This window comes from Curtobacterium flaccumfaciens (assembly GCF_004361695.1).
Lineage (GTDB): Bacteria > Actinomycetota > Actinomycetes > Actinomycetales > Microbacteriaceae > Curtobacterium > Curtobacterium flaccumfaciens_B.
The window spans coordinates 403,780-426,278 of sequence record NZ_SNVW01000001.1 but is presented as its reverse complement, the minus strand read 5'-3'; the positions used below and the strand labels follow the sequence as shown (position 1 = coordinate 426,278).

Here is a 22,499-nt window from a genome sequence, read left to right as displayed (position 1 = left end):
TGTCGAGGCGCTCACGCCGGGGTCCTTTCCTCCACGCGGGTGGGAGCCGACCGGACGGCCGGCTCCCCACTGCTCGTGCGCTGACTACTGCTCTTGCGACTGCGCCTGCTTGAGCGCTGCCTCGGGGCTGGCCTTGCCGGTGAGGGCGAGCTGGACGGCGGTGTAGATCTTCGTGGCGGCCTTGGGCCAGTCCGGTCCGAGCTCACCGGTGCGGGCGCGGGCGGTCTGCACCGTGGTCACGAAGGAGGCGACCTGCGGGTGGTCCTTCGCCCAGGCTGCGCCGGCCTCGAGGTTGGTCGGCACGTTGCCGCTCACCTCGGAGAGGGCCTTCTGCATCTTCTGCGTGTGGAGGCAGCCGACGAACTTGCCGGCGAGCTGCATCTTGTCCTTGTCGCCGGTCTGCGGGACGGTGAACGCCTCGCCGCCGAGCGGAGCGACCGTGGCCTCGCCGGTGCGCGTCGGGATCGGGACGCTGTCGAACTCGAGGCTCTTCTTCTCGTTGAGCGCCGGCAGCTGCCAGGGACCGTTGATCATCATCGCGGCCTTGCCGGCCAGGAACTGGTTGTTGACGTCGGCCTGGGCCCAGTTGATCGAGCTCTTCGACATCGAGCCGTCGTCCTGCAGGTCCTCGACGAGCTGCAGCGCCTGGGTCGCCTCGGGGGTGGCGATGTTCTTCTCGTCACCGCCGTTCGACCAGAAGAACGGCAGGAACTGCCAGGTGCCCTCGTACGTGTTGATGTTGCTCATCGCGAAGCCGTAGGTCGAGCCCTTGGTGAGCGTCTTCGCGGCGGCCTTGAGCTCGTCCCACGTCTTGGGCGGCTGGACGCCGGCGTCCGCCAGCAGCTTCTTGTTGTAGTAGAGCGCGATGGAGTTCGTGTTCGACTGCAGACCGTAGAGCTTGCCCTTGTAGGTGCTCGCGGCCTTCACGCCGGGGACGTCGCCGTCGGCGTTCAGGCCGTACGCCGACAGGTCGGACAGGGCGCCGGACGAGGCGATCTGCTGGACGTCCGGGTTGTCGAGCATGAGCACGTCGGGCAGCGTCTTCGACGATGCCTGCTGCAGCACCTTCGCGATGAGGCCGGCGCCGGCGACGTGGTTGATGTCGAGCTTCGCGCCGATGGTGGCGGCGCACTGCTTGTAGACCGGGTTGTAGTTCGCGTCGTAGTAGTCCTCGATCGTGAGGGTCTTCGAGTCGGTCGAGGCAGAACCGGAGCCGGAGCAACCGGCCAGGACCAGGGGGATCGTGGCGACGACGGCGACGGCGCCGACGAGTGCACGCGTCCGACGCGACGGGGAAGTGAACTTGTGCTTCATTGCAGAGCTCTTCTCTTGACGGATGCTGGGACAGGCACGCATCGACGAGGCCGCTGACGTCATCGTCGCTGTGCTCTTGAGGCGAGAAGCTAACAGAAAAGCGCTTCACCTGTAAAGCGCTTTTCTCGCACACTGGACGCCCGCTGGAAGCTAGGCTGACCCGCATGGCCACGATGCAGCAGGTCGCCGACCGAGCGGGCGTCTCGATCGCCACGGTGTCCTTCGTCGTGAACGGCACGAAGTACGTCACCCCGGCGACGACGGCCCGGGTCACCGCGGCCATGCGTGAGCTCAAGTTCCGCGGCAACGTCGTCGCGCGGGCACTGGCGAGCCGGCGGACCCGGATCATCGCGCTGCTCTTCCCGACCACCGGCAACCGCTTCAGCCCGACCACCTCGCAGTTCTTCATGAGCGCGGCCAAGCGTGCGTCGGAGCGCGGGTACCACCTCGTGCTCTGGCCCGTGGACCCGGCGGGCGACGACCTCGACGACCTCGTCTCGGGCGGCCTCGTGGACGGCGTCATCCTGATGGAGGTGCGGATGGACGACCCCCGCGTCGCCGTCCTGACCGACCTCGGCGTCCCCTTCACGCTCATCGGGCGCACCCGCGACAGCAGTGGGCTGCCGTACGTCGACATCGACTTCGAGACCACGATCGAGGACAGCCTCGACCACCTCGAGGGGCTCGGGCACCGCCGGTTCGGCCTCGTCCTCGAGGACCTCGAGGGCACCCCGATGGCCGGCTACGCGCCCCACCTCCGCGTCCACGACACCTTCCGGCAGGCGATGCTCGACCGCGGGGCCACCGGCACCGTGGTCACCGCTGGCCCGGGCAGCGACGGCGGTCGGAACGCGGCGAGCGACCTGCTCGAGGCGGACCCGAGCGTCAGCGCGGTGCTCGTCATGAAGGACGACTCCGCGGCCGGGCTGCTCGTCGGCCTGCACGCGGCCGGACTCCGGGTACCGGAGGACGTCTCGGTGCTCAGCATCGCGTCGTCCGAGGCGAACGCCGACCAGCACTCCCCGCGCCTGTCGACGATGGTCGCGCCCGGCCCGGAGCTCGGCACGCGGGCCGCCGACGCGCTCATCGAGCAGCTCGACGGCACGTCCGACGACCTGCCGCACTTCCTCCTGCCCTGCACGCTCCGGACCGCCGAGTCGACGGGCCCTGCCCCGACCCCCCTGACGGCCCCGACCCCCTGACGGACTGGAGGCGCGTGGCGGCCCCGCCCCGCGCCTCCCGTCCGCCCGCCCCCGCCCACTTGCCCTGCCCACTCGCCCTGCCCACTCGCCCTGCCCGTCTCGCCCTGCCCACTCGCCCTGCCCGTCTCGCGAAAGCGACAGATGGCCGCGAACTCTTGGCGGCCATCTGTCGCTTTCGCGGCCTGGACTCGCCGCCAGGGGCGGGTGCTGTCGCCATCGCGCCCATCTGTCGGCCTGGAGGCGCGGGTCGACCCCGTCCCGCGCCTCCCGTCCGCCCGTCCCGGCCGTTTCGCGAACGCGACAGATCGCCGCGAACTTATGGCGGCCATCTGTCGCTTTTGCGGCCCGGACCCGCCCCGAGGGCGGGATCTGTCGCTTTCGCGGCCCGGACCCGCCCCGAGGGCGGGATCTGTCGCTTTCGCGACGGCGCCAGCCCCAGCGCGCCAGCCGCCGCGCGCCGACGCGCTCGCCGGCGGCGCCGCCCGCCCCGCCCGCCCCGTTTCGGGCTGAGCGACAGTTCACGGGCCCGCAAGCCCGTGAACTGTCGCTCAGCGCGAACACCGCGGCGCACTGCGCGCCCGCGCCTGCGCCCGCCCGCGCCCGCGGCGCGCCCGCGCCCGCGGCGCGCCCGCGGCACTGCGCGCCCTCCCAGGGAGCGTTGGTTGTGTGGATGCACAGGATCGCAGCTCCACACGTCGAGGAGGACGGATGGCAATCGACCGCAGGCTCTTCCTGCTCGGAGGCGCGGGGGTGCTGCTGCTCGCCGGCTGCTCCACCCGCCCGGATCGCACCACGGTGGAGAACTGGCCGACGGACCCACCAGAGGGCGAGGTCACGATCAGCTGGTGGGCCGGCCAGGTCGCCTCGAAGGACGGCGGGGACCTGCGGCGGAAGCTCATCGCCGAGTTCCAGAAGGAGCACCCGAACATCCGCGTGCGCATCGTGAGCGCCCCGAGCGACACCGACACGAACCGCACGAGCCTGACGACCCAGATCGCCGCGGGCAGCAGCACCCCGGACGTGTACCTCGGCGACGTCGCGTGGCCCGGCCAGTTCGCGAAGAACAAGCTCGCGACCCCGGTGAACCAGCTGGTGGGGGAGGACTTCTTCGAGCAGTTCCCCGAGGGTCTCCGGCAGGCGGCGAGCGTCGACGGGACGTACTACATGTTCCCGCTCTACATCGACGAGTCGTTCTTCCTGTACCGCAAGGACCTGCTCGCGAAGCACTCCCTGCAGGTGCCGAAGTCGTGGGAGGAAGTGCGCGAGACCGCCGCGAAGCTCGTCGACACCGGAGACGTGTCGTACGGGTTCGCGTTCCAGGGTGACGTCTACGAGGGCCTCACCTGCAACGTGACCGAGTTCGTCGCGGACGCCGGCGGCTCGCTCCTCAACGACGACCTGACGAAGCCCGAGACGACCAGCTCGGAGACGAAGCGGGCGTTCGAGTTCATGCGCTCGCTCATCACCGACGGCGCGAGCCCGCGGGCCACCCTGACCTACCAGGAGCAGGACACGAACGACGCGTTCTCCGGCGGCCGGGCGGCGTTCCTCCGGAACTGGTCGTACGCGTGGGGGATCGCGAACGGCCCGGACAGCCGGGTGGCCGGCAAGGTCGGGCTCGCAGCGCGACCGACGTTCGACGGCATGGACGAGCACCACTCGACGATCGGCGGGTGGGGGAACTACATCAACCCGCACACGCAGGAGCCGGCAGCGGCGCTGACCTTCGCGAGCTGGATGTCGAGCGAGACCGCGCAGCAGTTCCTCACCCGCGAGGGCGGGGTCCTGCCGGCCCGGTCGGCGAGCCTCGTCAGCGCGGACGCGAAGTCGCAGAAGCGCCCGACGTACGACACCGCGGCCGGCATCACGCTCGTGCCCCGCCCGACGTCGACGGCGTACTACCCGAAGGTCTCGCAGGGGGTCTACCAGAACGGCAACAGCATCCTCGGTGGGCAGGCCACCGTGGACGGCGGCACGAGCACGATGGCCTCCGCCATCGCGCTCGCCCTGCAGGGTGAGGCACTGTGAGCGCCGGCACCGCGACGCGGCAGCAGACCAGGCCTGGAGGCACGGGTCGGGTCGATCCGCCGCCTCGCCTGACCGGGCGGTCGCGGCTCGACCGCATCCGCGCGCGGGGTGCGTGGGGCTTCGCGGCCCCGGCGCTCCTGGTCGTGGCGGCGGTCACGATCTTCCCGGTGGTGTACTCGATCGTCCTGAGCTTCGCGGACGTCGAGGTCGGCTACGAGGGCTTCACGATCCAGTCGTTCGGGCTCGGCAACTACGCGGCCCTGCTGCAGAGCGCCGACTGGTACCGGGCGCTCGGCTTCACGGTGCTCTACACGGTCGTGACGGTCTCGGTCGAGCTCGTGCTCGGCATGCTCGTCGCCCTCGTGCTCGAGCGGCTCGGGGCCACCCGCGGCTGGATGCTCGCGCTCATGCTCATCCCGTGGTCGCTCGTGACGATCGTGAACGCGCAGCTGTGGAAGTACATCTACGACTCCACCTACGGCGTCGCGACGTGGTTCTTCGGCCTGTTCGGGGACGCCCCGGTGATCCTCGGCGAACCGGTCCCCGCGATCACCGGTCTGATGGTCGCGGACATCTGGAAGACGACGCCGTTCGTCGCGATCATCCTGCTCGCCGGGCTCGTGCAGATCTCCGAGGACCACTACGAGGCCGCCGAGCTCGACGGCGCCAGCACCTGGCAGACGTTCTGGCGCGTGGTGCTGCCGCAGCTCACCCCGACGCTGACGATCGCGGTGCTGTTCCGCATCCTGCAGGCGTTCGGCGTCTTCGACCTGCCGTTCGTGCTGACGAACGGCGGTCCGGGCACCGCGACCCAGTCGCTCGCGATCATGGGCTACAAGGTGCTCTTCCAGGACATCAACATCGGCCCGGGCGCCGCGATCGCGACCTCCACCGCGGTCATCGTCGCGGCCGGGTGTCTGCTGTTCCTCCGGGCGTTCCGGAACCAGGCGAAGGGAGGGGACGACTGATGCCCCGTCAACGCGTGCGCAAGGGCTGGCGCAAGTGGGTCAACACCGTCAACGTCAGCGGTGTCGTCATCGCGGTGCTCACGGCGCTGCCGCTGTACTGGCTCCTCTCGACGTCACTCAAGCCGGCGTCCGAGATCGGCCAGTCGCCGCCGACGGCGTGGCCGCAGTCGTTCACCCTCGAGAACTTCGTGGTGGCCTTCCGCGACAACGCGCTCGGCCAGTACATGGTGAACAGCGTCATCGTGTCGGTGTCGACGACGGTGATCGTGCTCGCGCTGGCGTTCCTCGCCGGGTACGCGCTGGCCGGCCGGTGGATCAGGGGCCGCACGGCGATCATGACGTCGCTGCTCATGCTCTCGGTGTTCCCGGCGATCGCGGTGCTGACGCCGCTGTACCTGCTCGAGCGCAACCTCGGGCTGCTCAACTCGTACCCGGGCCTGATCGTGCCGTACGTGGCGTTCAACCTGCCGTTCGCCATCTGGATCATGCGGAACTACCTGGTCGGGATCCCCTCGACCATCGAGGAGGCCTCCGAGATCGACGGCGCGGGCGCCTGGCGGACGGTGCTGTCGGTGATCCTGCCGATGGCGAAGCCCGGACTGTTCACGGTCGGGGTGTTCACCTTCACCGCGTCGTGGAGCGAGTTCCTGATGGCGCTGACGTTCAACAGCGAGAACTCGTTCCGGACGATCCCGGTCGGCATCGCGCTGTTCGGCACGCAGTTCACGGTGCCCTTCGCGCAGATCTTCGCCGCGAGCGTGGCCGCCACCGTGCCGATCGTGATCCTGGTGCTCGTGTTCCGCCGCTCGATCGTGTCGGGCCTCACGTCGGGTGCCGTCAAGGGGTGAATCCCTTGTTGATTCCTCAGGATTGATCGGCCAGGATCGGGGGAACGTCGCACGCGGACGGTCCGGGACCAACCACCCCGGACCGTCCGTCCACCAGGCGGCGGCACGGATCAGGAGACTCGTCGATGGCCGACACCAGGACAGTCGTGCGCGCCCGGCGGCGCACGAAGGCATTCGCACTCGCAGCAGGAGGCGCCCTCGTCGTGGGCGGCCTCGGCTACACGCTCGCATCGTGGACGGACACCGAGTGGGTGTTCGGCGGCGACGGCTCCGGCGGGGGAGGCGTCGGCACCTCGGGCTTCGAGGTCGAGCAGAACGTGACCGCCCCGTTCGCCGCGGCCGGGTTCACGTCGGACGAGACGAACCCGGGTCAGGCGCTCCGGTTCACGGTCGACGCCCTCGCGCTCTCGCCGGGCACCGCGGCCTACGCGCCCGTCGCCCTGCGGACCGCGGCCGACTCGATCGCGGGCGACGTGGCCCTCCGTGCGGCCGTGCCGGCGGACGGCGTCACCGTGACCGATGCCGACGAGGCGCTCTGGGACGCGCTCCGGGTGCGGGTCACCACCGTGACCGGCACGACGGCGGCGTGCGACGCGACCGCGTTCGCCACCCCGGCCGCCGTCATCGCCGACGGGCCGCTCGGCAGCACGGCCGCGACGGCGACCCAGCGGCTGGCCGCCGGCGGGACGTCCACGCAGCTGTACTGCTTCGAGGTGTCGCTGCCGACGTCGCCGACGCTGCCGGCGGGCACCACGGTCGACGTGTTGCAGGGGCGGACGGCGGCTCCCGCGTGGCAGTTCGCCGCCGAGTCCGACTGAGCCCGGGGTGCCCGGCACCACGGCGTCGGCGTCCGGGTCACCGGACGCGGCGCCTCCCCGTCGTCTCGTCGACCGTGTCCGCACGGTCGTCGTGACCGTCGCGGGCGCGATCGGGCTCGCGTGCCTGCTCGGGTGGGTGGCGATCGCGCTCACCGGGCTGTCGTTCGTCGTGGTCACGACCGGCTCGATGGCGCCGACGATCCCGGCCGGCGGGCTCGCGATCACGCACGAGGTCCCCGCGGCCGACGTCCGCACGGGCGACGTCGTCACGGTGCCCCGCCCGGGGTCGCCGCTGCCGGTCACGCACCGCGTCGTCGCCGTCGACCGGGTCGCCGGTGACGCCGGTGCCCGATCGCTCACCCTCCGCGGGGACGACAACGCGACGGACGACCGCGACCCGTACGTCGTCCGGAGCGCTGGCCTCGTCCTCGCGCACGCCCCCGGGCTCGGCTCGGTGCTCGTGGCGTCGACGAGCCCCGTCGCGCGCGGCCTCGGGTTCGCCGTCGTCGGTGGACTCGTGGTCTGGGCGTTCTGGCCCGAGCGTCGTCGGCAGGACGCGTCGTGACCCGCCGGCTCGCAGTGCTCGCCGGCGTCGCCGCGTTGGTGGCGGCGTGCGCCGGCCTCGGCACGACCGCGGTGGCGGTGGCGGCGACCGACTGGAGGCCCGTGCCCGAGACCGGCGCACCGGGTCGCCTCGTGCTGCACACCGGTCCGGAGCCGCTCTCCCTGCCCGGGGCCGCCGGCGTCACCGAGACGGTGTGGCAGGTCCGGACCGACGTCGAGACCGCGGAGCACGGGCGCCCCGAGCCGGTCACGCTCGACCTGGAGGTCCGGAAGGACGGCGCCCTCGCCCGGGTGCCAGGCGGGCTCCGGGTCGCGGTGTCGTCCTGTGACCGCGAGTGGACGGCCGGGGCCGGCGGACCCGTGTGCCCGGCCGGTGCCGTGGAGCTGGTGTCGCCGGGTCCGGCGGACGACTGGTCGGTAGCGAGCCCGGTCGTGCGGATCCCGGACGCGGACGGCGACGGCACCGCGTACCTGCTCGTCCGGTCGACCCTGGCGGACCCGGGTGCGGTCGGTCCCGCCGGCGCGGTCGGCCCCGACGGTCGGCTCGACGGTCGGCTCGACGGCCGGCTCGGCGTCGGCGTCACGGCGCGGAGTCACGGTCCCGCCGTGCTCCCGAGTCAGGCGTCGGTGCTGCCCCCGGTGCTGGCATGGACCGGCGGCGGGTTCGCCGGGCCGGTGCTCGTCGGGCTCGCCGCGGTGCTCGCCGGTGCGGCCCTGCGACTGCGACGGAACGACCGGGAGGGCAGCGCGTGACGTCGCGGTCGCGGTCGTGGTGGTGGTCGCGGTCTCGGTCACGGGTCGCCGTCGTGGCGGGCATCGGGCTCGCCGTGGTGCTCGTCGCGCCCATCGCCGTGCCGAGCACCGCGTCGTGGTCCGACCGCGAGTTCGTCACCGGGGACCTCGGGACGTCGTCCTTCGACTGCGGCACCGACGCCGGGTACACCGCGACGGCGTCGAGCCGGTTCCTCGGCGGCAGCCTGGCCGGCGTCGATCTCGACACGCTCGCCACCGTGCGCGGGGTCGACGTCGCCAAGACCGGATCGGCACCCGCCGCGGTCGAGCCGGCCGGCGCTCCCGAGCTCGGTACCGTCCAGCCGTACGCCCAGGCGTTCGGCAACCCGCTCGACGTCGGGCTGCTCGGCGACCTGGTCGGCATCGACCTGACCGGGCTCGGCGTCGGACTGCCGGCGGGCTCCGCTGGGGCCGTCAACCAGGTCGCCACGGTCGCGGGGACCGGAGACGCCGTGGCGGCCTCTGGGCTCGTCGCCGACTCCGGCGGGGTGCTCGTCACCGATGCGACCCCGACGAGCGAGCTGCCCGACCCGGCGTCGATCACCCTCGGTCGTGCGCTGCCGGGGATCGCGGACGTCACCGACGTCGGGCTCGAGGTCGGTGCCGTCGGGGCGAACGCTCGGCTGGCCGGCTGCGACGCCCTGCAGGAGGACGTCTGGGGCGGCGTCGTGCAGCAGACGCTCCGGACGAACCTCCGGGCCGCGGTGCAGCGGGCGGTCGCCGTCGCCGATGCCGATGCCGACGCCGATGCCGTCGCCGATGCCGGGGCCACGGGCGTCGAGCGCGACTACGGGATCGCGAGCCTCGACCTGCGCGTCGACAGTCCGCTGGTCGGTGCGCTCGTCACCGCGGTCGACGACACGGTGACCCAGCTCGACGCCGCCGTGGACGCCCTCGGCGGCAGCGACGGCGTGCTCGCGAAGACGATCGGCCAGGGGGTCCTCGGCGTGCTCGGTGGCCTCACCGGCAGCCTCGGGCTCGGCACGGTGGGCGGCACGGTCGTCCTCACCGGTCCCGACCTCGCCGGAGCGGTGTCGCCGCTCCTGGCCGATCCGCTGCAGGACCCGGGCGGGACGCTCGCCCTCGACCTCGCCGCGGGCACGATCCGTGTCGACCTGGCGCACCTGCTCGGGGACGACGAGCAGGGGCTCAACGACCTGCCGGCGAACCACGAGGTCGTGCTCGACGCCGTCACCCTGAATGCGATCGCGGACCGCCTCGGGCAGGTCGTCGACGCATGGTCGACCCGGGTCACGACCGCGCTCACCACGGCGCTCGGCACGATCCAGCTCCGGATCGCGCTCGCGGCCGACCTCAGCGCTCCGCTGCTCGGCGTCCGGGTCCCGATCGCGAAGCTGTCGGTGGCGGTCGACACCGGCGTCGCCGCGCTCATGGCCGGCCGGACGACGCTGTCCGTCGGGGTCGACCTGCTCGGGCTGCCGCTCGGCGGCCTGCTCGGGGTCGTCACGGGACTCGCGACGTCACTCGTCAACCCGCTGACGCAAGCGGTGGTGGGGACTCTGACGACGCGGCTGTTCGCCGTGGTCGGGACGCTCGGCACGACGATCACGACGACCGTGGTTCGACCGCTGCTGACCGCCCTGGCGACCGTCCTCGGTGGTCTGCCGGGCGTGCTGTCCCTGCGGGTCAACGTGCAGGAGGACACCGCCCCCGGTCGGATCGCCGATGGCCGCGCGACCACGGGCCGGTACACCGAGACGGCGCTCCGCCTGACGATCGCCGACGGGCTGGTGCCCGGCGGACTGGCGCGGGTCGACCTCGCCACGGCGACCGTGGGGCCGAACTCGGTGTCCCTGGTGCCGCAGCGGACGTGACGGACGTGCGCCGTGCCTCCAGGCTGTCCGATCAGAGTCGACGCGGGTCGCGGTCCGTGTCCGTGAAGAAGTCCTCGTACAGGCCGGCGCCGTCCTGCAGCTCGCCGAACTTCCAGCGCTTCCGCATCCGGCGGAACGTCTCGATGCGGACCGGGTCGACGCCCTGCTGGGATTCGTAGTTGCCCATGATTCCTCCTCGTCGTCCTGGTGCCCCCGATCGGGGGCCTCCGGAGGAGAACGTACGGACGAGTGAGCGGTCCGTCCGGCAAGATAGGTAGGGAAGTTACCTAACTGCGCTTGTTGGACAAACGGTCCGGAAAGCGTCCGAGCCGCCCGTAGCCTGCCGTCAGGGAGTCGGAGCGCCGTGCTCGAGCGCTGTCACGACGCGGTCGATCACCTTGACGTACTTGGCGGTCTCGCGATCAGAGAAGGAGGACAGGAGCTCGTGCAGGTGTTCGTTCGTGCTGTCCATCGCCGAGGCGTACGCGCGCTGGGTCTCCGGCGTCAGCTCGATGAAGCGGCTCCGTCCGTCGTCCGGGTTCGGGACTCGGGACAGGTGGCCGGCCTGTTCCAGACGGTCGACCGTCCCCGTCACCGCCGGGCCGCTCAGACCCAGGTGCGACGCGAGGTCCTTCACGCGGACCTTCCGCTCGGCCGCCTCGGCGCGCGCGACGAACTGCAGGACCGTCAGGTCCGTACCGGACACCCCGAGTCGCTCGCGCAGCCGACCGCGCAGGGCCCCCATCGCCGCCTCCAAGCGGGTGATGGCGGCCGTCAGGTCGATCTCGCTCACGTGGTCGCTCCCTCGGTGCGGATCGGTTCCGCGCAACGATACGCCGCGCTCACTCCGCCAGCGTATCCAGATAACGAGGGGGATGTCGTGATCCGGACATCCGGCACCGATCGGCGATCCCCGCGGTGGCCCCGGTGATCGAGGACGCGGACGTGTCCGGAGCGCCGGCGACGGTCCGGTTCGAGGTGTCCGGGAGTCATCCGGAGGACGCCGTGCGGGACCTCAACGGCCTGTACGGCGGCGACGACTGGGCGGCGCAGCCCACCGACGGTGCCTTCGACTACCGCTACACCGCGCTCGGCGACACCGAGGTGACGATCCGTCGCGCCCAGTTCCACGGGTCGCTGCACGGCACCGTCCCGCCCGGCGGCGACTACGTGGTCGCCTGGATCGGCGCGGGCTCCGCCGAGGTCGAGCGCCTGGGGGAGCGGTACCCGCTGCCGCTCGAGACGCCCGTGCTCCTGCCGCCCGACCACGAGTACACGTTCCGGACGGCCGACCACGACCACCGGCTCGTGCACCTCGACCGCGGCTTCGTCGGACGCGTCGCCGCGGCCCGGCTCGAAGCCGTCGCGCAGCCCCTGCGGTTCGACGACCGCCGGGTCCCCGACGCCGACGCCGCACGGCGTTGGCAGGGCGTCCTCACCGCCCTGGCCCGGGCGCTGCGCGTCGGCGGCCCGGAGTCGCCCGCCTGGCACAGCGCGAAGACGATGGCCGTGGAGGTCTTCCTCGACGCGTTCCCACCCCGTTCCGACGAACTGCCCGCCGTGCTCGGCCACCCGCGGAACGCCCGGCTCCGCGCGGCCGTGCAGTACGTCCACGACCACGCTGCCGAACCGGTGACCGTCGCCGAGCTGTCCGAGGCGTCCGGGCTGAGCATCCGGTCCGTGCAGGAGTCCTTCCGGCGGGTGTTCGACGTGTCGCCGCTGACCTACCTGCGGCACGTCCGGCTCGACCGCGTCCGCGCGGAGCTGCTCGAGCTCGACCCGCAGGTCGGCGCCGTCGGGGACGTCGCGCGGCGGTGGGGGTTCGCGCACCTCGGACGGTTCTCGGCGTCGTACGCCGAGCGGTTCGGCGAGTACCCGAAGCAGACGTTGCGGCGCTGACCGTCGCGTCAGGCTGCGGGCGGGGGCACCGGGCCCGTGCTCTGCCGCACCCGCAGGGTGGTCGGCAGGCGGACGTGGGCCGAGGCGGGTTCGCCGCGGAGCATCGTCAGGAGCATGTCGACCGCGTGCCGGCCGAGCTCGACGAGCGGCTGCGCGACGGTCGTCAGCGGTGGCGTGGTGGTCGCGGCCTGGGGGACGTCGTCGAAGCCGACGACGGAGAGGTCCTCCGGGACGCGCAGGCCGAGGGCCGCCGCGGATCGCAGGACACCGACGGCCGAGGAGTCGTTGGCGGCGAACACGGCGGTCGGGCGGTCGGGGCCGGACAGCAGGTCGAGGGCGACCTCGGCGGACCGGTCCTCCTGGTAGCCGCCGTCGCGCACGATGTCCTCGTCCACGGTCAGCCCCGCGGCGACGAGTGCACGGCGGTAGCCCGCTTCGCGGAGCTGTGCCGAGGCCAGGTCGGGGCGGCCACGGAGGTGTGCGATCCGGGTGTGCCCGAGCGCCACGAGGTGCTCGACCGCCTGGACGGCCCCGCCCTCGTTGTCGGAGTCGACGGTGGCGTGCCCCTCCGGACCCGTGTGCGGGTCGATCGCGACGACCGGGATCGACGAGCTCGACAGCGCGGTGCTCGGCGTGACGACGATCGCACCGTCGATGAGCGTGCCGGAGAGCCGCGAGAGCGACCGGCGTTCCCAGCCCTTCTGCTCGGCGCCGGTGACGAGACCGGCGTAGGCCAGCAGCTCGTAGCCCGTGCCCGCCGTCGCGCCGGACACCCCGCGCAGCAACTCGGTGGAGAACGGTTCGAACTCGGTCACGAGGATGCCGACCACGCCGGTGCGCGAGCTCCGGAGGCTCCGTGCGACGAGCGAGGTCTCGTAGCCGAGCTCCTCGACGACGTGCTGCACACGGATGATCGTCGCCGGTGCGACCCCGTCCCGCTGGTTGATGACCTTCGACACCGTCGGGATCGAGACGCCGGCAGCTCGTGCGACGTCCGCGATCGTCACCCGGCCCGCTCCGGGGCGCGCGCCGATGGCCGTGTCCATCCGCACACCGTACCGCGGTGTCTGCGACACGATTGGTAAAGAAAACGTTATCGATATCGATTGACACGCCTATCGACCACCTGGCACGCTCTCCGCAGCGGCACCCGATGTCGCCCGATGTCAACGACGACAACCAGGAGTTCCACGATGACGAGGAAGATCCGTGCCACGGCAGCCATCGCGCTGATCGGGGCGACAGCACTGCTGGCCACCGGCTGTTCCGCAGGGGGCAACGCCTCCAGCGGTGGCAGCGACGGGAAGGTCTCGATGACCTTCTGGAACAACTCGACCACCGGCCCGGGCAAGGCGTTCTGGCAGGACACGGTCAAGGCCTTCGAGGCGAAGAACCCGAACGTGACCATCAAGATCCAGGCGATCCAGAACGAGGACCTGGACGGCAAGCTCCAGACCGCGCTCAACTCGAACTCCGCTCCGGACGTCTTCTCGCAGCGCGGCGGCGGCAAGATGGCCGCGATGGTCAACGCCGGCCAGCTGCTGGACATCTCCGACTCGATCGGCTCGGGCGCGAAGAGCGGGATCAGCGAAGGATCGTTCAAGGCCTTCGACCTGAACGGCAAGACCTGGGCGATGCCCACGAACGTCGACCCCGAGGGCATCTGGTACAGCCAGGACCTGTTCAAGAAGGCCGGCATCGAGGGCACGCCCACGACGATGGACGAGCTGAACGCCGACATCGCCAAGCTCAAGGCCGCGGGCATTCAGCCGGTGGCCGTGGGGGCGAAGGACGCCTGGCCGGCCGCGCACTGGTACTACAACTTCGCCCTGCGGGCCTGCTCGGCGGACACGCTCAACAAGACCGCGCAGGACCTCAAGTTCACGAACTCCTGCTGGAAGGCGGCGGGCGAGGACACGAAGTCGTTCTTCGACACCGAGCCCTTCAACGACGGCTACCTCACCACCTCCGCCCAGCAGGGTGCGGGCAGTTCGGCCGGTCTCATCGCGAACCACAAGGCAGCGATGGAACTCATGGGCGCGTGGGACCCGGGCGTGATCTCGTCGCTCACCCCGGACGCCAAGCCGCTGTCCGACCTCGGCTTCTTCCCGTTCCCGGAGGTCTCCGGCGGCAAGGGTGCACCCGGTTCGATGATGGGCGCCGTCGGCGGGCTCTCCTGTTCGGCGAAGGCCCCGAAGAAGGAGTGCACCGACTTCCTCAACTTCGTCACCACGAAGGACGTGCAGGAGAACTACTACAAGGCGTTCAACTCCATCCCCGCGAACAAGTCCGCGCAGTCGGTCGTCACCGAGCCGTACCTGACCACCGTGCTCAAGGCCTACAACGACGCCCCGTTCGTCTCGAACTACCTCGACACGCTCTACGGCCAGAACGTCGGCAACGCGCTCAACACCAGTGTCGTCAACCTGCTCGCCGGCAAGGGGTCCGTCTCGGACATCGTGTCGACGGTCAACCAGGCCGCAGCGAAGGGCTGAGTCACCCATGACCACCTCCGTCACCAGCCCCTCCTCGGCACAGCGTGAGGCGGGACGGTCCGGGACGGGGCGTCGCACGGGCGGGGCCGACGGTTCGCCGTCGGCCCCGGCCCGCCGGGCCCGCACGGGCACCGACGTCCGCACCCGGGTCGAGATCGCGGTCCTCGCCGGGCCGGCGGTCATCATGTTCGTCGGGTTCGTCATCCTGCCCGTCGCACTCGCCGCCTACTACGGCTTCTACAAGTGGCAGGGCTACGGCGCCCCCGTCGACTTCGTCGGCCTGCAGAACTACACGGTGATCTTCACCGACCCGGACTTCCGCGCCGTGCTCTGGCACAACCTCTTCATCGTCATCGGGTCGCTCCTCGTGCAGGGCCCGATCGCGATCATCCTCGCGCTGCTGCTCAACCAGCGCATCCGGGGCCGCGGGCTCATCCGTGTCCTGATCTTCCTGCCCTACGTCATCTCCGAGGTCATCGTCGGCACCGGGTGGAGCCTCATGCTCCAGTCGAGCGGGGCCCTGAACGACCTGCTGCAGTCGCTCGGCCTCGGTGCCCTCCGGAACGACTGGCTCTCGAACCCCGACATCGCCCTGTGGACCCTGCTCGGGATCATCTCGTGGAAGTACATCGGCTTCGCGGTGATCCTCTTCCTCGCCGGCCTGCAGAGCATCCCCGAGGAACTGTTCGAGGCCGCGCAACTGGACGGCGCGAGCTACTGGCAGATCCAGCGCCGCATCACGCTGCCGCTCCTCGGCCCGACCCTGCGCATCTGGGCGTTCCTGTCGATCATCGGGTCCCTCCAGCTGTTCGACCTCGTCTACATCATCTGGGGGCAGTACATCGCCTCCACCGCGGGCACCTCGACGATGGCGACCTACATGGTCGGCAACGGTCGGCTGTCCGGCAACTACGGGTACGGCAACGCCGTCGCCGTGGTGATCTTCCTCATCTCGCTGGTCGTCGCCCTCGTCTACCAGCGGTACGTCCTGCGCCGCGACACCGCCGGCGCCCTCACCGAGAAGGCCACCCGATGACCGCCACCGCATCGATCGTCGCCCCGGGCCGCCGCGGCGGGAAGCGCCCGAACGACGGCCCCGTCCGTCGCGAACGGAACCTCGGCACGTACTTCATCGCGTTGCTCTTCATCGCGGTGTGCATCGGTCCCGTCGCCTACATCGTGCTCGGCGGCTTCCGCACCAACTCGCAGATCACCGCGAGCCCGGCCGGACTGCCGAGCCCGTGGCAGGTCAGCAACTACGTGTCGGTCCTGACGAGCGGGGTGTTCTGGCAGCAGCTCGGCAACTCGGTGATCGCCGGAGTCACCACGACGGTCGGCGTCGTCGTGCTCGGCCTGATGGTGAGCTTCGTCCTCGCCCGGTACCGGTTCCGGGGGAGTGGCGCGCTCTACTCGCTGTTCGCCGCCGGCCTGATGTTCCCGATCACCGTGGCGATCACGCCGCTGTACATCCTCGTGAAGGACCTCGGGCTGACGAACAACCTCGCCGGCGTGATCCTGCCGCAGATCGCGTTCGCCCTGCCGACGACGGTCATCATCCTGGTGCCGTTCCTCCGAGCGATCCCGGACGAGCTCGAGGAGGCTGCGGCCATCGACGGCGCGAGCAAGCTCGGCTTCTTCTTCCGGATGGTCGTCCCGCTGTCGCTGCCCGGCGTCGTCACGGTCGGCATCCTCGCGTTCATCGGCAGCTGGAACAGCTACCTCCTGCCGCTGTTCATCCTCAACGACGCGTCGACCTACACGCTGCCGCTCGGTGTCCAGGCGTTCGCGTCGCAGTACTCGGTCGACACCGCGCGGGTGCTCGCGTTCACGTCGCTCTCGATGATCCCGGCCCTGGTGTTCTTCGCGATCTTCCAGAAGCGCATCGTCGGCGGCCTGACCGGGGCGGTCAAGGGATGACGGCCCTCGACGGGCCGCAGGCGCACCTCGCGTCGGCGCCCGCGCCGACGGTCGACGCCACGACGGTCGGACTGGAGGCGCGTGGCGGCCCCGCACCGCGCCTCCAGTCCGACACCGGTCGCGTCCCCGACCACGACGCGACGGACCGTGCGTCCGCGCTGCTCGCCGAGATGACGCTCGAGGAGAAGACGGCGCAGCTCGTCGGCTACTGGCTCGACCAGAACGGCGTCGTCGCCCCCATGCAGGGCGAGATGGCGTCGCAACAGGACGCCGACGCGGGCCGCACCCTCGCCGACATCACCCACCACGGCATCGGCCAGTTCACCCGCGTCTACGGCACCCGACCCGTCGAACCCGACGAGCGCGCCGCCTGGCTGTGGGCGGAACAGCGCCGCCTGCAGCGCGAGACCCGGCTCGGGATCCCCGCGCTCGTCCACGAGGAGTGCCTCACCGGGCTCGCCGCGTGGAAGGCCGCGACGTTCCCGACGCCACTCGCGTGGGGTGCCGCCTTCGACCCCGAGCTGGTGGAGCAGGTCGGCGCCGCCATCGGGTCCTCGATGCGGCAGCTCGGCGTGCACCAGGGGCTCGCGCCCGTGCTCGACGTCATCCGCGACCCGCGCTGGGGCCGGGTGGACGAGTGCATCGGCGAGGACCCGTACCTGGTCGGCACCGTCGGCACCGCGTACGTCCGCGGGCTGCAGAGCGCCGGGGTCGACGCGACGCTGAAGCACTTCCTCGGGTACTCGGCATCGCAGGCGGGACGGAACCACGCTCCCGTGCACGCCGGACCCCGCGAGGTCGCCGACACCTTCCTGCCGCCGTTCGAGATGGCCATCCGCGACGGTGGCGCGCGCAGCGTGATGAACTCCTACGCGGAGATCGACGGGGTGCCCGTCGCCGCGAACGGGGCGCTCCTCACCGACCTGCTCCGGGACACGCTGGGGTTCGAGGGCACGGTCGTCGCCGACTACTTCTCGGTCGCGTTCCTCGAGGTCATGCACGGCATCGCCGCCGACCGAGGCGAAGCCGCTGCGCTGGCGCTCGGGGCCGGCATCGACGTCGAGCTGCCCACCGGCGACGCGTACCTCGCGCCGCTGATCGACCGGGTCCGAGCGGGGCTGGTCGACGAGGCCCTGGTGGACCGGGCCGTGCTCCGCGTGCTCCGGCAGAAGGAGCGCCTCGGGCTGCTCGACCCGGACGCGTTCGCCGACGAGGCCCCCACCGGGATCGACCTCGACACGCCTCGGCACCGGGAACTCGCCCAGCGGCTCGCGGCGCGGTCGCTCGTGCTGCTGTCGAACGAGCCGATCGGCGCGGGGGCGGACACCGGCGCGGCAGTGGCACCGGCACCGGCGGCGACGCCCGCGCCCGTCCTGCCCCTCGCGCCCGGCACCTCCGTCGCCCTGATCGGCCCGAACGCCGACCGCGCCGAGGCCCTGCAGGGCTGCTACTCCTTCGCGAACCACGTCCTCGCCTCGTACCCGGACCTGCCCCTCGGCTTCGCGATCCCCACCATCCGCGAGGCCCTCGCGGAGTCCCTCGGCACCGCAGCCGTCCGGTTCGCCGCGGGCTGCGCCGTCAGCGGGACCGATCGCTCGGGCATCGACGAGGCGGTGGCCGTCGCCCGCGCGTCGGACGTCGCCGTCGTCGTCGTCGGCGACCAGGCCGGACTGTTCGGCCGGGGGACCGTCGGTGAGGGCAACGACACCGCGTCGCTCGACCTGCCCGGCGTGCAGCGCGAACTCGTCGAGGCGGTCGTCGCCACCGGCACACCGACCGTCATGGTGCTGCTGACCGGCCGACCGTACGCGATCGGCTGGGCGCTGGACGACGCTGCCGCCGGCTCCGAGGACGGCGCTCGCGACGGTTCCGAGGACGACGCTCGCCGTCGTCCGGCCGCCGTCGTGCAGGCCTTCTTCCCCGGTGAGGGCGGGGGCCTCGCCATCGCCGACCTCCTCACCGGCGCCGCGGCACCGTCCGGCCGTCTGCCCGTCTCCCTGCCGCGTGCGGCCGGTGCGCAGCCGTACACGTACCTCCACCCGCGGCTCGGCGGTCCGTCCGACGTCACCGCTGCCGACTCGACCCCGGTCCGGCCGTTCGGGTTCGGGCTCGGGTACACGTCGTTCGCGTACACGGACCTCGTGGTCGACGAGACGGTCGGCACGGCGGACGCGTTCACGGCGACCGTCACCGTCACGAACACCGGGGACCGGCCCGGCGAGGACGTCGTCCAGCTCTACGGGCACGACGTGGTCGGTTCGGTCACACGGCCGCTCGTGCAGCTCCTCGGCTACGCGCGCGTCGCGCTCGCCGCGGGGGAGTCGACGCGGGTGCGGTTCGACGTGCCGGTCCAGCGCTTCGCGTTCAGCGGCCGCGACCTGCGCCGCGTGGTCGAGCCCGGTGACGTCGAGGTGTGGGTCGCGTCCCACGCGGCGGCGTCACGGCCTGGAGGCGCGCTGGACTCCGGCGGCATCGTCGCCCACGGCACGGGGTCCGGTCCAGAGCCCGTGCCCGGCTCCGCCACGGACCGCGCGGTGCTCCGCGTCACCGGTCCGGTCCGCGAGGTCGCGCCCACCGACCGACGCATCGTCACGTGGGAGTGCGTCTGACGGGGTGACCGGGATCCGTGCGACGGGTTGCAATGTGGTTTCCATGGAAACTACATTGGTCGCATGGCTCCCGGTCCGTCACTCCTGCACGCGGCCTTCGACGCGCTCATCCGCGTCGAGACCGAGGTCTGGTCGGACATCGACACCGCCGTGACGGCGGCGTGCGGGATGCCCTTGAGTCGCTTCGAGACGATGTCGGTGATGGGGTCCACCCCGGACTGCCGTGTGGCGGACATCGCGGACGCCCTGTCGATCACGCGCGGTGGCGCCAGCAAGATCGTCGAGCGGATCCGTGCCGACGGACTGTGCGAACGGACCGCGAACCCGGACGACGGGCGCTCGGCGTTCTTCGTCCTGACCCCCGCCGGTGCCGCCGCCCTCGACCGTGCCCGGTCGGCGTTCGACGACGCACTCCGCCGTCGGGTCGGCGGGCGGCTCGACGACGCGGCACTGCACCAGCTCGTGGGACTGCTGGAGGCGCTCCGACGGGTGCCGTCGGACGAACGAGAGGAACCGACCCGATGAAGGCAGCCTGGTACGACGAGCAGGGAGCAGCGGCGGACGTCCTCCGCGTCGGCGAGGTCGCTGACCCGGTGCCCGAGGCGGGCGAGGTGCGGGTCCGTCTCACCCGGTCCGGCGTGAACCCCGGTGACACCAAGAAGCGCGAGGGGTGGCTCGGATCGGGGATGCCGACGCCACGGGTCATCCCGCACAGCGACGGCGCCGGCGTGGTCGACCAGGTCGGGGCGGACGTCACGCCGGACCTCCTCGGCCGGCGCGTGGCGGTGTACGGCGCGCAGTCCTACCGACCGTTCGGCACGGCCGCCGAGTACGTCGTCGTCCCCGAGCGCCTCGCCGTCCCGCTGCCGGACAGCGTCGACGACGACGTCGCGGCCTCGCTCGGGATCCCGGGCGTCACAGCGCACCGGGCGGTGTTCGCGGACGGACCGGTCCGCGGCCGGACCGTGCTCGTGCAGGGCGTCCGCGGGGCGGTGGGCTCGATCGCCGCGCAGCTCGCCGTCGCCGACGGTGCCACGGTGATCGGCACCGTCCGGCACAGCGGCGACCTCACGACCAGCGCCGTACCGGGCGTGCGGCTGGTGGCGCTCGACGCCGATCCGGTCGCGGCGGTCCGGGCGATCGCTCCCGACGGGGTCGATCGTGTCATCGAGGTCGCGCTCGACGCCAACGCCGACCTCGACGCCGCCGTCATCGCGAACGACGGCGTCATCGCGACCTACTTCGCGCGCGGCGACCGCGTCGACCTGCCGTTCCCGCCGCTCCTCTTCGCCAACGTGCTCGTCCGGTTCCTCGGCAGCGACGACTTCGCGGCGGACGTGAAGCGCTCCGCGATGGAGGCCCTGGTCGCGGCCGCGTCGGACCGCACCCTCGCCGTCACCGTCGGGGCGGTGCTGCCGCTCGCCGAGATCGCGGCCGCACACGAGCTCGTCGACGCGGGCCGCGGCGGCCGGGTCCTCCTCGACACCACCCGCTGGACACCGCACTCCGGGGTGTGACCCCGGCGCGCGGCGGCCGTCGAGGACGCGCTGGCAGGAGACGCGGGCGAATGCGGTCCTCGGACAGAGCCCGGGGTGCCGTCGTACCGTCGAGCGCATGGCGACGAACGAGGCAGACGACGGCCACGACCGGTTCGACCACCTGACCCGGGCACTCGGTGCCGTCCTCGACCCGTCGCTCGACGTCATCGACGCGATGGACCGCGTGGTCGACGCCGTCGTCCGGTTCACGTCGGCGACGGAGGCGGGGATCGTCCTGGCGGACGCCGACGGCACCCTGCACGTGATCGCGTCGACGAGCGAGCGGAGCAGTGACGTCGAGGAGGCGCAGCTCGGCGCCGGGCAGGGCTCCGGCATCGACTGCCACCGGAGCGGCACGACCGTCGACGTGCCGGACGTCGCGTCGCACGAGGCCGAGTGGCCCGCGTTCGTGCGCACCATGCGGGAGCGCGGTCTCACCGGGACCTTCGCGGAGCCGATCCGGCTGCGCGCCGCGACGATCGGGTCGCTCTGCGTCTTCGCCGACCACGACCGGGGGCACGACGACCGCGACGTGGTGCTCCTGCAGCTCCTCGCCGACGCCGGTTCCGCGGCGCTCGCCCGGCAGTGCGGCACCGGACCGCTCCGGACGCTCGACGAGCAGGTCGCGGACGCGATCGACGCGCGCGTGACGGTCGAGCAGGCGAAGGGAGCGCTCGCCCACCGCCGGGGCGTGCGGATCGACGAGGCCTTCCAGCTGATCCGTCGCGCCGGGCAGGGTGCCGGCCGCGGGATCCGGGAGGTCGCCGAGGACGTCGTCCGACGGGGCGCCGACCTCCGGTTCTAGAGGATGCCCGTGAGCACGCCGCCGTCCGCCCGGAGTGCCGCGCCGTTTGTCGCCGACGACCGCGGGCTCGCGAGCCAGGTGACGAGGTCGGCGATCTCGGACGGCTCGATGAACCGCTCGAGCAGCGTGGTGCGGTTCTGCTCGACGACGGCGTCGCGCACGGCGCTCGCGGGGACCGACTGCGCCGCGGCGATCGACTCGATCGTCGCTGCGACACCGTCCGAGTACGTCGGGCCGCCGAGGACGGTGTTGACCGTGACCGCCGTGCCACGGGTGCGCTTCGCGAGGCCGTTCGCGAGCGCGAGCTGCGCGGCCTTCGTCACGCCGTAGTGCACCATGTCCGCCGGCACGTTCACACCGGACTCGCTGCTGACGAACACGATGCGTCCCCATCCGCGTTCGAGCATCGGGGCGAGGAGGTGCCGTGACAACCGGACCCCGCTCATCAGGTTCACGTCGAGGTACCGCGCCCAGTCGGCGTCGGTGACGGACTCGAAGTCGGCGAGCCCGAACAGCCCGACGTTGTTCACCAGGACGTCGACCGCGACCCCGTCCTCGTCGAGGCGGGTGAGGAGCCGCTCGACCTCGTCCGGCGCGCCGAAGTCCGCCGCGATCCCGGACACGTCCGCGCCCGGGCGCTCGCGCCGGAGCCGGTCGACCGCCCCCTCGACGCGCGCTCGGTCCCATCCGTTCAGCACCACCCGGACGCCCTCGGCGACGAGGCACGCCGCGATCGCGTACCCGATCCCCTGCGTCGACCCGCTGATCAACGCCGTCCTGCCCTGCAGTCCCAGTTCTACGGTCGCTCCTCGTCCTCGTGACTTGCCCAGGCAAGTGACCGTAGACGGTTTCACTTGCCTGAGCAAG

Annotated in this window: 21 protein-coding genes; 16 read left to right on the top strand and 5 right to left on the bottom strand. The window is 71.9% G+C overall.

The window, feature by feature from the left end; translation table 11 throughout:
* Positions 1 to 84 precede the first annotated feature (84 nt).
* Positions 85 to 1,314: a sugar ABC transporter substrate-binding protein gene (locus EDF64_RS01940; protein ID WP_133518395.1), complete on the bottom strand. Its 1,230-nt coding sequence runs from the start codon at positions 1,312 to 1,314 to the stop codon at positions 85 to 87.
* 164 nt (positions 1,315 to 1,478) lie between these two features.
* On the opposite strand from EDF64_RS01940, the gene EDF64_RS01935 reads away from it, so the two are divergent.
* The 8 genes from EDF64_RS01935 to EDF64_RS01900 all read left to right on the top strand — a co-directional run bounded on the left by EDF64_RS01935 (position 1,479) and on the right by EDF64_RS01900 (position 10,369).
* Positions 1,479 to 2,516: a LacI family DNA-binding transcriptional regulator gene (locus tag EDF64_RS01935; RefSeq protein ID WP_208108804.1), complete on the top strand. Its 1,038-nt coding sequence runs from the start codon at positions 1,479 to 1,481 to the stop codon at positions 2,514 to 2,516.
* Positions 2,517 to 3,224: 708 nt separating this feature from the next.
* The gene (locus EDF64_RS01930) at positions 3,225 to 4,544 is read left to right on the top strand and encodes an ABC transporter substrate-binding protein (RefSeq protein ID WP_133518394.1); all 1,320 of its coding nucleotides are present in this window, start codon (positions 3,225 to 3,227) and stop codon (positions 4,542 to 4,544) included.
* Positions 4,541 to 5,512, top strand: a complete 972-nt coding sequence (locus EDF64_RS01925) for a carbohydrate ABC transporter permease (protein ID WP_208108803.1) — start codon at positions 4,541 to 4,543, stop codon at positions 5,510 to 5,512. Before EDF64_RS01930 ends, EDF64_RS01925 begins: the two co-directional genes overlap by 4 nt.
* Positions 5,512 to 6,360, top strand: a complete 849-nt coding sequence (locus tag EDF64_RS01920; protein WP_243736203.1) for a carbohydrate ABC transporter permease — start codon at positions 5,512 to 5,514, stop codon at positions 6,358 to 6,360. The genes EDF64_RS01925 and EDF64_RS01920 overlap by 1 nt, the downstream gene beginning before the upstream one ends.
* Positions 6,361 to 6,485: 125 nt before the next feature.
* The gene (locus tag EDF64_RS01915) at positions 6,486 to 7,178 is read left to right on the top strand and encodes an acyl-CoA dehydrogenase (RefSeq protein ID WP_133518393.1); all 693 of its coding nucleotides are present in this window, start codon (positions 6,486 to 6,488) and stop codon (positions 7,176 to 7,178) included.
* Between the two features lie 7 nt (positions 7,179 to 7,185).
* Positions 7,186 to 7,743, top strand: a complete 558-nt coding sequence (locus tag EDF64_RS01910; RefSeq protein WP_133518392.1) for a signal peptidase I — start codon at positions 7,186 to 7,188, stop codon at positions 7,741 to 7,743.
* The gene (locus EDF64_RS01905; RefSeq protein ID WP_133518391.1) at positions 7,740 to 8,495 is read left to right on the top strand and encodes a hypothetical protein; all 756 of its coding nucleotides are present in this window, start codon (positions 7,740 to 7,742) and stop codon (positions 8,493 to 8,495) included. Before EDF64_RS01910 ends, EDF64_RS01905 begins: the two co-directional genes overlap by 4 nt.
* Positions 8,496 to 8,548: 53 nt before the next feature.
* Complete coding sequence (locus EDF64_RS01900; protein WP_166645558.1) at positions 8,549 to 10,369, top strand: choice-of-anchor G family protein; 1,821 nt, start codon at positions 8,549 to 8,551, stop codon at positions 10,367 to 10,369.
* Positions 10,370 to 10,400: 31 nt separating this feature from the next.
* Here the strand turns inward: EDF64_RS01900 and EDF64_RS18055 are convergent, their stop codons facing one another.
* Together EDF64_RS18055 and EDF64_RS01895 are read right to left on the bottom strand one after the other, a co-directional pair.
* Positions 10,401 to 10,556, bottom strand: a complete 156-nt coding sequence (locus EDF64_RS18055; protein WP_166645557.1) for a hypothetical protein — start codon at positions 10,554 to 10,556, stop codon at positions 10,401 to 10,403.
* A 159-nt stretch (positions 10,557 to 10,715) separates the two neighbouring features.
* The gene (locus tag EDF64_RS01895) at positions 10,716 to 11,162 is read right to left on the bottom strand and encodes a MarR family winged helix-turn-helix transcriptional regulator (RefSeq protein WP_133518389.1); all 447 of its coding nucleotides are present in this window, start codon (positions 11,160 to 11,162) and stop codon (positions 10,716 to 10,718) included.
* A gap of 152 nt (positions 11,163 to 11,314) precedes the next feature.
* Here EDF64_RS01895 and EDF64_RS01890 point away from each other — a divergent pair, with 152 nt between their 5' ends.
* Positions 11,315 to 12,268: a helix-turn-helix transcriptional regulator gene (locus EDF64_RS01890; protein ID WP_133518388.1), complete on the top strand. Its 954-nt coding sequence runs from the start codon at positions 11,315 to 11,317 to the stop codon at positions 12,266 to 12,268.
* Positions 12,269 to 12,276: 8 nt separating this feature from the next.
* On the opposite strand, the gene EDF64_RS01885 is transcribed toward EDF64_RS01890, so the two are convergent.
* Complete coding sequence (locus EDF64_RS01885; RefSeq protein WP_133518387.1) at positions 12,277 to 13,314, bottom strand: LacI family DNA-binding transcriptional regulator; 1,038 nt, start codon at positions 13,312 to 13,314, stop codon at positions 12,277 to 12,279.
* Positions 13,315 to 13,461: 147 nt separating this feature from the next.
* Between EDF64_RS01885 and EDF64_RS01880 the strand changes: the two genes are divergently transcribed.
* From EDF64_RS01880 to EDF64_RS01850, 7 genes are all read left to right on the top strand, one after another.
* Entirely contained in the window at positions 13,462 to 14,763 is a 1,302-nt protein-coding gene (locus tag EDF64_RS01880; protein ID WP_133518386.1) for an ABC transporter substrate-binding protein, read from the top strand.
* Positions 14,764 to 14,770: 7 nt separating this feature from the next.
* Entirely contained in the window at positions 14,771 to 15,799 is a 1,029-nt protein-coding gene (locus EDF64_RS01875; protein ID WP_071292593.1) for a carbohydrate ABC transporter permease, read from the top strand.
* The gene (locus tag EDF64_RS01870; RefSeq protein WP_133518385.1) at positions 15,796 to 16,680 is read left to right on the top strand and encodes a carbohydrate ABC transporter permease; all 885 of its coding nucleotides are present in this window, start codon (positions 15,796 to 15,798) and stop codon (positions 16,678 to 16,680) included. Before EDF64_RS01875 ends, EDF64_RS01870 begins: the two co-directional genes overlap by 4 nt.
* Positions 16,677 to 19,289 (top strand): glycoside hydrolase family 3 N-terminal domain-containing protein, encoded by a 2,613-nt coding sequence (locus EDF64_RS01865; RefSeq protein WP_208108802.1) that lies wholly within the window; start codon positions 16,677 to 16,679, stop codon positions 19,287 to 19,289. The genes EDF64_RS01870 and EDF64_RS01865 overlap by 4 nt, the downstream gene beginning before the upstream one ends.
* A 63-nt stretch (positions 19,290 to 19,352) precedes the next feature.
* Positions 19,353 to 19,814 (top strand): MarR family winged helix-turn-helix transcriptional regulator, encoded by a 462-nt coding sequence (locus tag EDF64_RS01860; RefSeq protein ID WP_133518384.1) that lies wholly within the window; start codon positions 19,353 to 19,355, stop codon positions 19,812 to 19,814.
* Positions 19,811 to 20,806, top strand: coding sequence for an NADPH:quinone reductase (locus EDF64_RS01855; RefSeq protein WP_133518383.1), 996 nt, complete (start codon positions 19,811 to 19,813; stop codon positions 20,804 to 20,806). The genes EDF64_RS01860 and EDF64_RS01855 overlap by 4 nt, the downstream gene beginning before the upstream one ends.
* Before the next feature lie 97 nt (positions 20,807 to 20,903).
* Positions 20,904 to 21,632 carry a GAF and ANTAR domain-containing protein gene (locus EDF64_RS01850; RefSeq protein ID WP_133518382.1) on the top strand — a complete coding sequence of 243 codons (729 nt, stop codon included), beginning with the start codon at positions 20,904 to 20,906 and terminating at the stop codon, positions 21,630 to 21,632.
* Here EDF64_RS01850 and EDF64_RS01845 read toward each other — a convergent pair.
* A complete protein-coding gene (locus EDF64_RS01845; protein ID WP_243736202.1) occupies positions 21,629 to 22,402 on the bottom strand; it encodes an SDR family NAD(P)-dependent oxidoreductase in 774 nt (257 codons plus the stop codon). The two genes, EDF64_RS01850 and EDF64_RS01845, sit on opposite strands and share 4 nt — an antisense overlap.
* Positions 22,403 to 22,499: the final 97 nt, after the last annotated feature.